Below are 12,727 nucleotides of genomic sequence, written 5' to 3' on the forward strand. Positions count from 1 at the left end.
ACCACGCGGGGTGCCGCGGGCGGACCGCCCGGGGCCCGGGTGGAGAATTGTGCCGACACAGGGCGTGGTAGGTGCGCCGGGCGCCGGCTTCAGCGGGCCGGCTCAGCGGAGGGGCAGAGAATGAGGGGCGACGGTGCTGTCGTGGCGCCGGAGGCCGGTGGACGGGTCGTCATGCTGGTCGACAACGGCGTGCACGGCGATTCCCGGGTGCAGAAGGCGGCCCAGTCGGCGGCGGAGGCCGGGTGGGAGGTCATCCTGCTGGGCCGGTCGCCGGGCGGACCGCCGCAGACGTGGCGGCTCGGGCGGGCCGAGGTGCGGCTGGTGGACATGCCGGACCCGCTCGCCCGGCGTCGGCACGAGTTCCGCCGGGCGTGGCTGCGGTGGCCGTTGGCGTACCCGCCGAACGGCATCGCCGCGCACCGTGCCCAGCAGGCCAAGGCCTGGCTGGCGGACCTGCGGCTGCGCCGGGCCACCCTGACCCTCGCCGCCCGGGCCGGTCAGCGGGTGCCGGCCTGGCGGTGGCAGCTGCTGCGCGGTGAGCAGTTGGCCGCCCAGACGCTGCGCCGGTGGGTGTCGTTCCGGTACTGGCAGCTGACCCGGGCCCGGACCGGGCGCAAGCTCCGCAGCCCCTGGGACCGCGCGTACACTCGGTTCTGGCAGACGGTCAAGGGCGACGGCGCCTGGCGGCGCCTGGAGCCGGGGCTGTGGGACTACGAGTTGGCCTTCGGGCCGGTCATCGACGAGCTGCGTCCCGACCTGATCCACGCCCACGACTTCCGGATGCTCGGCGTCGGCGCGCGAGCCAAGATCCGCGCGGCGCTCGACGGGCGCGAGATCAAACTGGTCTGGGACGCGCACGAGTTCCTGCCCGGTGTCCGGCCCTGGCACGACAACGCCCGCTGGCGGCCCGCCAACCAGGCGCACGAGCGGGAGTACGCGCCGTACGCCGACGCGGTGGTGACCGTCTCCGACGGCCTGGCCGAGCTGCTCCAGCGCGAGCACGGGCTGGCCCAGCCGCCCGAGGTGGTGCTCAACGCGCCGGCCGCCCGGTCGGTGGATCTCGACCCCGCGGCTCCGGCACCCGACCTGCGGGCCCGGTGTGGAATCGGCCCGGACGTGCCGCTGCTCGTCTACAGCGGCGCCGCCGGCCCGCAGCGCGGCCTGGACACCATGGTCGCCGCCCTGCCGCAGCTGCCGGGCGTGCACGTCGCGCTGGTGGTCAACAAGCCGGACGGCCCGTACCTGGTCGAGGTGCTGGCCCGGGCGGCCCGGCTCGGCGTCGCCGACCGGGTGCACGCGCTGCCGTACGTGTCGCACTGGCAGGTGGTGCCGTTCCTGTCGGCGGCGGACGCCGGGGTGATCCCGATCCACCACTGGCCCAACCACGAGATCGCGCTGATCACCAAGTTCTTCGAGTACTCGCACGCCCGGCTGCCCCTGGTGGTCAGCGACGTGAAGACGATGGCCGGCACGGTGCGCGACACCGGCCAGGGCGAGGTGTTCCGGGCCGAGGACGTCGCGGACTACGTGCGGGCGGTCCGGGCGGTGCTGGCCGACCCCGACCGCTACCGGGCCGCGTACGACCGGCCGGGGCTGTTGGAGAGCTGGACCTGGGAGGCCCAGGCCGAGGTGCTGGACGCGGTGTACCGCCGGCTGCTGCCGGGCCGGGCACCGGCCGGGCCGGCCGGCGGGGCGGCCGGGCTGGCGGACGAGGTGCAGCCGGCGGTCGGAGCCGGCACGTGACCCAGCCGGACGTCACCGTCATCACCGCCGTCTACAACACCATGCCGTACCTGACCCGCTGCCTGACCTCGCTGGTCGAGCAGAGCATCGGGCGGGACCGGCTGGAGGTGGTGGCGGTGGACGACGGCTCCACCGACGGCAGCGGCCGGGAGCTGGACCGCTTCGCGCGCCTGCACCCCGGCACCGTCAAGGTCATCCACCAGGCCAACTCGGGCGGGCCGGCGCAGCCCAGCAACGTCGGGCTGGAGCACGCCACCGGCCGGTACGTCTTCTTCATCGGCTCGGACGACTACCTCGGGCCGCAGGCGCTGGAGCGGCTGGTGGACGCCGCCGACCGGTACGGCTCGGACGTCGTGCTCGGCCGTACCGTCGGGGTCAACAGCCGCTACATCCACCAGGCGATCTTCGCGGCCACGGACCCGGACGTGGACCTGTTCGACTCCGCCCTGCCGTGGTCGCTGTCGAACACCAAGCTGTTCCGGCGCGAGCTGATCGAACGCCACGGGCTGCGCTACCCGGAGGACATGCCGGTCGGCAGCGACCAGCCGTTCACCATCGAGGCGTGCTTCCGGGCCCGGCGGATCTCGGTGCTCGCCGACTACGACTACTACTACGCGGTGCGCCGGCTGAACGCCCGCAACATCACCTACAAGAGCCGGCACCTGGAGCGGCTGCGCTGCGCCGAGCAGCTCGTCCGGTTCGTGGCCGACCTGATCGAGCCCGGCAAGCGGCGCGACGCGGTGCTGCTGCGGCACTTCACCTGGGAGGTCGCCAAGCTCCTGGAGAACGACTTCCTGCTGCTGACGCGGGACGTCCAGGAGCAGGTGCGCGCCGGGGTCCGGGAGCTGGCCCGGCAGTACCTCACCGACGACATCCGGGACCGGCTCCCCATCGAGGCCCGGGTCCGGCTCGGCGCGGCCCGGCACGGCGACCTCGACGACCTGCTGGCGGTGATCCGGCAGGACGCCGAGCTGGGCATCCCGCCGGCCGTGCTGGACGGCGACCGCTGGTACGCCGGCTATCCGGGGTTCCGGGATCCCCGGCTGGCCGTCCCGGACCCGTGGTTCGAGATCACCGACACGGTCGCCGACTGGCTGGCCCGGTTCGACACCGTCTCGGCCACCTTCGAGGGAGGCCGGGCCGGCGCCCGCGCGCTGCTGGTGACCGCCCGCAGCCCTCGACCCGACCTCACGGAACGCGCCTCGGACCTCCGGCTCTGCGCCGGGGACGTCGCCGGTGTCACGTTCGCGGTCGACGCCGACGCCACCGGCACCACCGTCCGGGCCCGGATACCGTTGGGCCGGGTGCTGGCCACCGTCGCCCCCGGTGGCGAGCTGCGCGTCGTCTCCGCCCAGGTGACCGCCCTCGGCGCCACCGGGTCGGCGGCGCTGCGCGGGCCCCGCCGGCCGGTGCCGGTACGGTCCGTGGTGCGCCACGGCGCCCGACTGCACGTCATCACCACCACCACGAACCACAAGGGTCAGCTCGTGATCGCCGTAGCACCTGTGACGCCGCGCAGGCTGATGGCCCGCCTGCAGCGCCGGCTCCCACTAGGAGGAAAGTAGAAGCATGAACATCTGCGTCGTCGCCCTCGGCAAGATCGGACTGCCGCTCGCCGTGCAGTTCGCGTCGAAGGGGCACCGGGTCATCGGAGCGGACGTCTCCGAGCGGGTCGTCACGCTGGTCAACGACGGCGCGGTGCCGTTCCCCGGCGAGACCGACCTGGACACCAAGCTCAAGGAGGCGGTCTCCGCCGGGCTGCTCACCGCCACCACCGACACGGCCGCCGCGGTGGCCGAGGCCGAGGCGGTGGTCGTGGTCGTGCCGCTGTTCGTGGACGCCGACGGCGTGCCGGACTTCGGCTGGATGGACGACGCCACCCGGGCCATCGCCCGTGGGCTGCGCCCGGGCACCCTGGTCAGCTACGAGACCACCCTGCCGGTCGGCACCACCCGCAACCGCTGGGCGCCGATGCTGGAGGAGGGCTCCGGCCTGACCGCCGGCACGGACTTCCACCTGGTCTTCAGCCCGGAGCGGGTGCTCACCGGCCGGGTCTTCGCCGACCTGCGCCGCTACCCGAAGCTGGTCGGCGGCATCGACGAGGCGTCCGCCGAGCACGGGGTCCGCTTCTACGAGGCGGTGCTGGACTTCGACGAGCGGGGCGACCTCAACCGGGCCAACGGCGTCTGGGATCTCGGCTCGGCCGAGGCGTCCGAGCTGGCCAAGCTCGCCGAGACCACCTACCGGGACGTCAACATCGGCCTGGCGAACCAGTTCGCCCGGTTCGCCGACACGGTCGGTGTCGACGTCACCAAGGTGATCGAGGCCTGCAACACCCAGCCGTACAGCCACATCCACCAGCCGGGCATCGCGGTCGGCGGGCACTGCATCCCGATCTACCCGCGGATGTACCTCTGGAACGACCCGGCCGCCACCGTGGTGCGCTCGGCCCGCGAGGCCAACGCCGCCATGCCGGACTACGCGGTCGACCTGCTCGCCGCCGCGTACGGCGACCTGACCGGCGTGGGCGTGCTGGTGCTCGGGGCGGCCTACCGGGGCGGGGTGAAGGAGACCGCCTTCTCCGGGGTCTTCCCGACCGTCGAGGCGCTGCGCCAGCGGGGCGCCGTCCCGTACGTCTCCGACCCGATGTACACCAACGAGGAGCTGGCCGCGCACGGCCTGCCCGGCTACGACGGTGAGCCGGTCGGCGCGGCGGTCATCCAGGCCGACCACGCCGAATACCGCACCCTCGCCCCGGCCGACCTGCCGGGCGTGACGGTGCTGGTCGACGGCCGCCGGGTCACCGACCCGGCCCGCTGGACCGGTGTGCGCCGGGTGGTCATCGGCGGCTGACCCCGCCGCACGGACGCGGGCCCTGACCGGATCGGTCAGGGCCCGCGGTGTGTCAGTGGCCGGCCGGGGGAGCGAGCAGCCCGGCCGTGGCCGGTACGGCGGCCCGGTCAGCCCTGGGTCAGCCCGGTCGGCGGGGTGTCGGCGTCGCGCGAGACGACCTCGCCCTTCTCGTCGACCCAGCCCTTCGGCCGGGCCGGGTTGCCGGCCACCAGCTGGTACGGCTTGACGTCCTTGGTCACCACCGAGCCGGCGGCGATCATCGCGTACTCGCCGACCTCGATGCCGCAGACCAGGGTGGCGTTGGCGCCGATCGAGGCGCCCCGGCGGACCAGGGTCGGGGTGATCGTCCAGTCCGGGTTCTGGGCGCGCGGCCGGAAGTCGTTGGTGAACACCGCGCACGGGCCCACGAAGACCTCGTCCTCGATGGTCACGCCCTGGTAGACCGAGACGTTGTTCTGGATCTTCACGCGGTCGCCGACCGAGACGTTCGCGTCGACGTACACGTTGCGGCCGATGACGCAGCCGGCGCCGACCTGCGCGCTCGACCGGATGTGGGCCAGGTGCCAGACCTTGGTGCCGTCGCCGACCTGGGCGCCGGCCTCCACGTCGGCCGTCGGGTGGACGAACACGGAGGCGGACCGGTCGTTGGTGTCAGTCATTGTCTACTCGCATCGTCGCGGGCGCGCCGTCGCGCCGTCGGGTGCCGGGTGGACCGTGCCGGTCGGTCGGCGCGGCCCCGCCCGGGCCAGGACCGCCCGGCCGCCCGGGAGGCGTCCCCGTGTCGGCGCGGGCTGACGCAGCATAGCGAGCCGTCAGGGCAGCAGTTCGGCCACCGCGTCGGCGGCCGGCCGGTCCGCCGGCAGCGGGTGCGCGGTCACCACCGCCTCGACCGGCAGCGGCGCGTACAGGTGCGGAAAGAGCGCCCCATCCCGGGAGACCTCCCAGCGCAGCGCGTCGCCGAGCCGGTCGGGGTCCACCGCGAGCACGGTGAGGCCGGTGGCCCCGGCGAAGTACCGCCGGGCCGTCCGCACCACCTGGTCGGCGGCGGAGAGGTGGATGAAGCCGTCCTGCCGGTCCAACTCCGTGCCGGTGAACCGGCCGGCCGCCCGGGCCTGCTCCCACTCGCTGGAGGAGAGGATCTTGTAGATCATTTCCGCAGCCTAGTCCGGCAGCTCGGTGGAATGCGCCCGCTCACCGGCAACCGGCCCTCCCGTCGCGCCGCCGCGTCTGCCACCATTCCAGGGCGACACGTCGAGCGGATGGGGGCACGGGTGCGGATCCTCCTGGTCGAGGACGATCGGCGGGTGGCGGCCGCCCTCTCGTCGGCGCTGACCCGGCGCGGCTACCAGGTCGAGCACGCGGCCACCGTCGAGGCGGCCCTCTCCGCCGCCCCCTGCGACCTGGTGCTGCTCGACCTGACCCTGCCCGACGGGGACGGCACCGACGTGTGCCGGGAGCTGCGCCGGCGCAGCAGCCAGCTCGGCATCATCGCGGTGACCGCCCGCGGCGAGGAACGCGACCGGGTGCTCGGCCTGCGGCTGGGCGCCGACGACTACGTGGTGAAGCCCTTCTCGATGGTGGAGTTGCAGGCCCGGATCGAGGCGGTGCTGCGCCGGGCCGCGCACACCGCGCCGGAGCGCAACCTGATCGAGGCCGGCCCGGTCCGCATCGACGTGGCCGGGCGGACGGTCAGCGTCGCCGGCCGGGGCGTGACGCTGACCCGCAAGGAGTTCGACATCCTGCTCTCCCTGGCCCGGCAGCCCGGCGTCGCGGTGCCCCGGGAACGCATCCTGCTCGACGTCTGGGGCACCACCTGGGCCGACCGGCACACGGTGGAGGTGCACGTCGGCTCGCTGCGCGGCAAGCTCGGCGACCCGACGCTGGTGGAGACCGTACGCGGGGTCGGCTACCGGCTCCGCGGCGAGTGAGGAGCCCCCGGTGCGACGCCGGCTGGTGATCAGCTACCTGCTGCTGATGGTGCTCGTGCTGCTCGCCCTGGAGACGCCGCTGGCCGCCACCCTCGCCACCCGGGAGACCGACCGGGTCCGCGCCGACCGGCTCGCCGACGCCAACCGGTTCGCCTCGCTGGCCGGTCCGGCGCTGCGCGGCGGCGGGCCTGGCCCGCTCGACGGGGAGCTGGCCGCCTACGACGGGCTGTACGGCATCGGCGCGGCGGTGGTCGACCGGGACCGGCGTACCGTGGCCGCCTCGGCGAGCTGGCAGTTCGGCCCGCGCGCCGACGAGGCGCTGGACACCGCGCTGGCCGGGCAGCAGGCCAGCGGGCCGGATTCGGTGTGGCCGTGGGGGGACGGGCCGCTGGTGGTGGCCGTCCCGATCAACGACGGCGGCGAGGTGCTGGGCGCCGTGGTCACCGCCACCCCGGCCAGCTCGGTACGCCGTACCATCGCCGCCTGGTGGCTGCTGCTCGCCGGCATCGGCCTGCTCGCTGTGCTGGCCTGCGTCTCCACCGCGTTCGGGCTGGCCGGCTGGGTGCTGCGCCCGGTGACCGAGCTGGACGCGGTCACCCACGAGATCGCCGAGGGGCGCCGGACCGCGCGGGTGCGTCCCCGGCTCGGCCCGCCCGAGCTGCGCCGGCTCGCGACCAGCTTCAACCACATGGCCGACGCGGTCTCCGACGTGATGGACCGGCAGCGGGCCTTCGTCGCGCACGCCAGCCACCAGCTGCGCAATCCGTTGACCGCGCTGCGGCTGCGGGTCGAGGAGCTGGGGTTGAGCCTGACCGACGCCGACGGGCGTGCCGAGCACCGGCTGGCCCTGGAGGAGACCGACCGGCTGGCCACCGTGCTGGACGCGCTGCTCACCCTGGCCCGGGCGGAACGCGAGGAGAACCAGCGGGTCACCGTCGACGCCGCCGAGGTGGCCGCCTCCCGGGTGGCGGCCTGGCTGCCGCTGGCCCGGCACCGCTCGGTCGCGCTGCGGCTTGACACCACCACCGCCCCCGCGTACGCCCGGACCGTGCCGACCGCCATCGACCAGGCCCTCGACGCGTTGATCGACAATGCGGTCAAGTTCAGCGGGGCCGGGGGCGAGGTGACGGTGACCGTGCGGGCGGCCGACGGCGGGGTCGCGCTGGCGGTGCGGGACACCGGCCCCAGCATGACGACCAGCCAGCTCGACCAGGCCACCGAGCGGTTCTGGCGGGCACCCGACGCGCAGAACGTGGACGGGGTCGGGCTGGGCCTGACCATCGTGGCGGTGCTGGTCGACGCCTCCGACGGGCGGCTGGTGATGCGTCAGGCCGAGCCGCGCGGGCTGGTCGCCGAGCTGTGGTTCCCCGCCCCGGACGCACCTGCCCTCCACGGACCAGCCCCGAACGAGCCAGGCCTGGACACACCAGCTCGGGACGGATCAGGCCCGGACGGGCCAGGCCAGGACGCACCAGCCCGGGACGGATCAGGCCCGGACGGACCGGCGCCGGACGGGCCGGCCCCGGACAGCCCTGCGGCAGACGGGGAGCAGACCCCGCCGACCGGCCCGCCGCGGGCGCCGGTCGGCACCGGCTGAGGGCGCCGGTCGGCACCGGCTGGGAGCGCCGGGGTCAGGGTTTGTTGGCGCGGTACCAGTCGGCCGCGCCGGGATGCAGCGGCAGGGGAGCGGTGACGATCGCGGCGCGGGGACTCATCCGGCCGGCGGCCGGATGCGCGGCGGCCAACTCCTCCCGGCGTTCCATCAGCAGCCGGGTCACGTCCCGCACCAGGGACTCCGGCAGGTTCGCCCGGACGATCAGGTAGTTCGGGTTCGCCACCGTGCTGACCGGATCGGTGCGGTACACCGAGTGCGGGATGTCCCGCGTCACGTAGACCTGTCCGTAGGCGCGGCGCAGCGGCTCGGTCCACTCGCCCAGGTCGACCATCCGCACGCTGGTCCGGCCGGCCAGCTCGGCGACGCCGCGCACCGGCAGCCCACCGGAGAAGAAGAACGCGTCGATCTGGCCGGCCCGCAGCGCGGCCACCGAGTCGTCCAGGCCGAGGTGCTCCTGGTGGACCCGGTCGCCGCCGAGCTGGGCCACCGCGAGCAGCCGCTTCACGGTGACCTCGGTGCCGGAACCGTCGGCGCCCACCGAGACCCGCCGGCCGCGCAGGTCGGCGAGCGTGCGTACCGGGCCGCCGGCCGTGGTGACCAGGTGCAGCAGGTCGTCGTAGACGCGGGCCACGGCGAGCACGGCGGGGTGCTCGGGGGCGCGCGGAGGCAGCACGTCGGCCTGGGTGAACCCCAGCTCCGCCGCGCCCGTGCCGACCAGCCGGACGTTCTGCGCCGACGCGGCGGTGACCTCCACGCTGGCGCGTACCCCCGGCAGCTCCCGGTTGAGGATGGCGGCCAGCGACTGGCCGAAGGCGTGGTAGACGGCGGTCGGGCTGCCCGTGGCGATCCGGATCGGGACCGGCTCGGTCGGCTCGTCCCGGCAACTGGCCAGCGCGGCCAGGGCCGACCCGAGCAGGATGAGCAGCGCGAGCGGCGCGGCGACCCGGCGTCGTCCGGGCACGGACCAGTGTCGGCTCACGCGCTGCACTGTGCGCCGCGCACGGCCCGCGGCGCAAGCCCGGGCCGGGTGTGACGGGCGGCACGAACCACACCGCAGCCGCGCCACGGCTGCCCCCTCCGGCAGCGTGACCGCGGCGCCGGCCCGGTAGCCACGGCCGCCCCCTCCGGCACTGTGACCGCAGCGCCGGCCCGGTAGCCACGGACCCCTTCCGGCACCGTGACCGCGGCGCCGGCCCGGTCGCCGCCGCCGAGGACGCCGGTCGGCGCCGGCGTACCGGCAGGTGGCCGGGGGAGCGGAGCCCCGGTCCCGGTGGGGGCCCCGCCCACCCGGAGCAGAGGGGGTGCGCCCCGGCGGCGCGGTCGCGGGTGGCCGCCGGGCGCGGTTCAGTAGGCGGTCACGGGCGGGGCGAGCGTCGCGCTGGCCAGGATCCGGGTCCGGTGCGGACCGTTGGCGACGCTCACCAGGAAACAGCCGGCGCCCGGCCGCAGCATCGCCGGGACGTCCAGCAGGGCCGCGCCGCGCACCAGCACGGCGGCCAGGTCCCGGTCGGCCAGCCGGATGCCGAGACTGTGCCGGCGGACGTGCCGCCCGCCGGCCAGCAGCGCCGCCCGCCAGGCGGCGGCGGCCAGCCGTGGCCGCCACACCCGCCGAGCCGGTGAGGCGCCGGGCACCGGGCCGCCGAGCAGCTCCCGCCGGCCCTGCCGCCAGGCTGCCTCCACCAGCGTCGCGTACGCCGGCCGGTGCTCGCGCGGCACGGACAGCCGGTGCACCTCGTAGCGGCGGCGCAACCCGCCGGTGGCCAGCTCGTGCTCGACCGGCACGGCGAGGCGGCCGAGCAACTGCCGCAGGCGGCGGGCCGCGTCCTCCCGGTTGAACTCGGCGACCCCGCCCCGGTACGTGCCGGTGCCCGGACGGCGCAGGTCGGTGGCCGGCGGCGGAGTGCAGCGCAGCAGGCAGGCGACCTCGAACGCGTCGGCCACGGTCGGCCAGTCCAGCGGGGGCAGGGTCGACGGCGGGCGGGGCCGGTCGAGCAGGGTCACGGGCTCGGGGGCCATCGCAGTGCTCCTTGTCGACGTCGGGGTCCCCCTACGGTGGCCCCGTCGCTGCCGGGGCGGAACCGCTGCGCCCGAGCCTTGAGCAAAAATTGCGGCTACAGCTCGGTCACCACGACGTCGACCTGGCGCGGCCGGCCGGCCACCGACGGTTGCTCCTCGACCTGGTACTTGAGCTCGCGCAGCGCCCCGACCAGGGCGGCGGCGGTGCGGGGCCGGGCCCCGGCGGTCAGCAGGTCCCGGACCAGCCGGCCCTTGGTGGCCTTGTTGAAGTGGCTGACCACCGAGCGGGTCGGCACCCCGTCGACCTCGCGCTCGTGCAGCACCCGCACGGTGACGGTGCGTTCGGCCAGCACGCCGCGGGGCGCCCAGGTGGCCGCGTACGCCCCGGACCGCAGGTCCAGCACCGGCCCGGCGCCGGCGGCCGCCGTCATCGCCGGGGCGAGGGCCCGCCGCCAGTACGCCGACAGCGCCCCGATCCCCGGCAGCTTCGCCCCGATCGGGCAGCGGTACGGCGGGATCCGGTCGGTGAGCCGGACCGCGCCCCACAGACCGGAGCTGATCAGCACGCTGCGGCGGGCCAGCCGGTCGGCCGCGGGCGGCAACGAGGCCAGGTCGAGCGCCTCGTACAGCACCCCGGTGTAGACCTTCGCGGCCGGCGCGGTGGCGGCCTGCCGCAGCCGGGCGTTGCGGCGCAGGTCGCCGCGCTGGCCCGCGCTGAGGCCCAGGGCGGCCCGGGCCGCCGCCTCGTCCGGCCCGGCGCAGAGCGCGACGAGGGCGGTCAGCACCTCGTCCCGGGCCGGGGTCAGCTCCGGCAGGGCCAGCCGGGACAGGTCCAGCCGCCGGCCGGCGCCGGCCTCGACCTTCCCCTCGGACGGGGGCAGCAGGATGAGCACCGGCACAGATTACGGCCCGGCTCAGCGCCACGGTCGCACGGCGCTCTCCGGGTGGTACACGCGATAGCCGCCGGCCTCGGCCACCACGGCGGCGTCGGCCCGGTCGCCGAGCAGCCGGCGCAGCCCGCGCTCCGCCGACGAGCCCAGCGGCACCACGTACCCGGGCCGGGGCGCCCGCCCGACCCGCTTCCAGTACGCCGGGTAGCGGTTCTGTCCCGGGGTCAGGTTGCCGTCCAGCACCGCGCAGACCACCCGCTCGCCGGTGTTGAAGATCAGCCGGTTGCAGGTCCAGTAGTCCGAGTAGACCTCGTGCAGGCCGGCCCGGCGGACCGCGTCGGCCAACTCGCGGGCCCGCCGTTCCTCGGCGCGCAGCGCCGGCGCGTCGGCGACGAACGCCACGGTGCCGGCGAGCGTGCCGGCGGCCAACGCGACCAGCACCAGGGTGGCCAGGGCGCCGCCGAGTCGGGCCAGCATCCCGGCCGCGCCCCGCCAGGCGTACCCGGCGGCCAGCCAGAGCGGCCAGAGCACCACCGGCAGCGAGAGTTGCAGCACCGACAGGTAGCGGGCGTTGCCCAGCGGGTCGGTGGCCGACAGCGGGCTGCGGACGTACCCGAGCAGGGTGAGCACCGCGCCGACGACCAGCGCGAGGATGGCCACGGCCCGGACCCGCGCGGCCGGGTCCGCGGCCCGCCGGTAGGCGACCAGCCCGAGCCCGGCGGCGGCCAGCAGCAGCGGCGGAAGGAGCAGCCCGAACCAGCCCGCCCAGCGGGCACAGCCGTCCATCGGGCAGAGGCCGGTCGCCAGCGGCACGCCCTCCAGCAGCCCGCCGTGCAGCCGCTCGGTGAGCGTCGGGGCCAGCCCGTCCTTGGTGCTGATCTCCCGGAACACCGACAGCGAGTCCTGCCCGTCCGGGGCGATCAGATTGTCCTTGATCATCGGGGCCAGGCCGATCAGGAACCCGCCCAGCAGCAGCACGCCCGGCCAGCCGACCAGCTCCCGGGGCACCGCCCAGACCAGCACCAGCGCCGCCACCGCCAGGTAGGGCGCGATCAGCCAGTCGGACCAGAGCGCCACCCCGGCGAGCAGCCCGAACGCCCCGGTGGCCAGCCAGCGGTGCCGGACCCGGTCGTCGGCCAGGGCCAGCGCGATCAGCAGCATGGCCAGGACCGCCGGCTTCACCTCCGGCCGCCCGCCCACCACGGTGAGCTGGTCCCGCACCACCCGCTCCGAGCCGAGCGCGAGCAGGCCCACCACGAAGGTGGCCAGCCAGGGGGAGAGGAGCCGGCGGGTCAGCCGGTACGTCAGCCAGAGGAACACCGCGTAGAGCACCAGCAGCGGCAGCCGCAGCACCGGCCAGCTGGGGCCGGTCAGCGCGAGCAGCGGGGCCGCCAGGTAGGACTCCAGCATGCCCATGTAGCGCTGGCCGTACAGGAAGACGGGCCGCTCGTGGCCGGTGGCGATGTGCAGGGCGGCCAGGCCGAAGGTCGCCTCGTCGCTGTTCGAGGTGGGCAGGGTCAGCAGCGTCAGGACCAGCCGGTAACCGACCCCGGCCACGCCGAGCAGCAGCGCCACCAGCGCCGGCCGGTCGAGCGTCGGACGCCGTCGCCTCGGGTCCCGCACTGGTGTCGACACGACCAACGCCCCCGTCGTCGCCTGCGACCGCAGTTTTTCACGGCGCC

General features: G+C 75.5%; 10 protein-coding genes and 1 pseudogene. 5 read left to right on the forward strand and 6 right to left on the reverse strand.

The genetic code is table 11. The features are described from left to right. The first annotated feature begins 171 nt into the window (after nt 1-171). The 3 genes from LQ51_RS16975 to LQ51_RS16985 are packed head-to-tail and all read left to right on the forward strand — an operon-like array spanning nt 172 to nt 4,596. Nucleotides 172-1,743, forward strand: a complete 1,572-nt coding sequence (locus LQ51_RS16975; RefSeq protein WP_046566983.1) for a glycosyltransferase — start codon at nt 172-174, stop codon at nt 1,741-1,743. Beyond that, a complete protein-coding gene (locus tag LQ51_RS16980) occupies nt 1,740-3,308 on the forward strand; it encodes a glycosyltransferase family 2 protein (protein WP_046566920.1) in 1,569 nt (522 codons plus the stop codon). Before LQ51_RS16975 ends, LQ51_RS16980 begins: the two co-directional genes overlap by 4 nt. A 4-nt stretch (nt 3,309-3,312) precedes the next feature. Further along, nucleotides 3,313-4,596: a nucleotide sugar dehydrogenase gene (locus LQ51_RS16985; protein WP_046566923.1), complete on the forward strand. Its 1,284-nt coding sequence runs from the start codon at nt 3,313-3,315 to the stop codon at nt 4,594-4,596. 107 nt (nt 4,597-4,703) lie between these two features. Here LQ51_RS16985 and LQ51_RS16990 read toward each other — a convergent pair whose 3' ends face one another. Both LQ51_RS16990 and LQ51_RS16995 read right to left on the reverse strand, forming a co-directional pair. Then, complete coding sequence (locus tag LQ51_RS16990) at nt 4,704-5,255, reverse strand: acyltransferase (protein WP_046566924.1); 552 nt, start codon at nt 5,253-5,255, stop codon at nt 4,704-4,706. 153 nt (nt 5,256-5,408) lie between these two features. Next, nucleotides 5,409-5,747 carry a DUF952 domain-containing protein gene (locus tag LQ51_RS16995; protein ID WP_046566925.1) on the reverse strand — a complete coding sequence of 113 codons (339 nt, stop codon included), beginning with the start codon at nt 5,745-5,747 and terminating at the stop codon, nt 5,409-5,411. Between the two features lie 108 nt (nt 5,748-5,855). Between LQ51_RS16995 and LQ51_RS17000 the strand changes: the two genes are divergently transcribed. Together LQ51_RS17000 and LQ51_RS17005 are read left to right on the forward strand one after the other, a co-directional pair. Further along, the gene (locus tag LQ51_RS17000) at nt 5,856-6,524 is read left to right on the forward strand and encodes a response regulator transcription factor (protein ID WP_197087802.1); all 669 of its coding nucleotides are present in this window, start codon (nt 5,856-5,858) and stop codon (nt 6,522-6,524) included. A 10-nt stretch (nt 6,525-6,534) separates the two neighbouring features. Next, nucleotides 6,535-7,896 (forward strand): annotated as a pseudogene (locus tag LQ51_RS17005) (sensor histidine kinase); the annotation flags it as partial. A gap of 259 nt (nt 7,897-8,155) precedes the next feature. Here LQ51_RS17005 and LQ51_RS17010 read toward each other — a convergent pair. The 4 genes from LQ51_RS17010 to LQ51_RS17025 form a co-directional block, all read right to left on the reverse strand. Next, entirely contained in the window at nt 8,156-9,127 is a 972-nt protein-coding gene (locus LQ51_RS17010) for a TAXI family TRAP transporter solute-binding subunit (RefSeq protein ID WP_046566926.1), read from the reverse strand. Between the two features lie 356 nt (nt 9,128-9,483). Next, nucleotides 9,484-10,155 (reverse strand): hypothetical protein, encoded by a 672-nt coding sequence (locus tag LQ51_RS17015; protein WP_046566928.1) that lies wholly within the window; start codon nt 10,153-10,155, stop codon nt 9,484-9,486. 95 nt (nt 10,156-10,250) lie between these two features. After that, complete coding sequence (yaaA, locus tag LQ51_RS17020) at nt 10,251-11,048, reverse strand: peroxide stress protein YaaA (protein ID WP_046566989.1); 798 nt, start codon at nt 11,046-11,048, stop codon at nt 10,251-10,253. A 21-nt stretch (nt 11,049-11,069) separates the two neighbouring features. Then, on the reverse strand, nt 11,070-12,680 hold the full coding sequence (locus LQ51_RS17025) for a hypothetical protein (RefSeq protein WP_046566929.1): 1,611 nt from the start codon (nt 12,678-12,680) through the stop codon (nt 11,070-11,072). Nucleotides 12,681-12,727 lie beyond the last annotated feature (47 nt).

The organism is Micromonospora sp. HK10 (assembly GCF_000982955.1).
GTDB lineage: Bacteria > Actinomycetota > Actinomycetes > Mycobacteriales > Micromonosporaceae > Micromonospora.

What these genes read in the sequence shown, in the direction of transcription:
- LQ51_RS16990 (WP_046566924.1), bottom strand. Translation starts at nt 5,255, where the DNA reads ATGACTGACACCAACGACCGGTCCGCCTCCGTGTTCGTCCACCCGACG.
- LQ51_RS16975 (WP_046566983.1), top strand. Translation starts at nt 172, where the DNA reads ATGCTGGTCGACAACGGCGTGCACGGCGATTCCCGGGTGCAGAAGGCG.
- LQ51_RS16995 (WP_046566925.1), bottom strand. Translation starts at nt 5,747, where the DNA reads ATGATCTACAAGATCCTCTCCTCCAGCGAGTGGGAGCAGGCCCGGGCG.
- LQ51_RS17000 (WP_197087802.1), top strand. Translation starts at nt 5,856, where the DNA reads ATGGGGGCACGGGTGCGGATCCTCCTGGTCGAGGACGATCGGCGGGTG.
- LQ51_RS16985 (WP_046566923.1), top strand. Translation starts at nt 3,313, where the DNA reads ATGAACATCTGCGTCGTCGCCCTCGGCAAGATCGGACTGCCGCTCGCC.
- LQ51_RS17015 (WP_046566928.1), bottom strand. Translation starts at nt 10,155, where the DNA reads ATGGCCCCCGAGCCCGTGACCCTGCTCGACCGGCCCCGCCCGCCGTCG.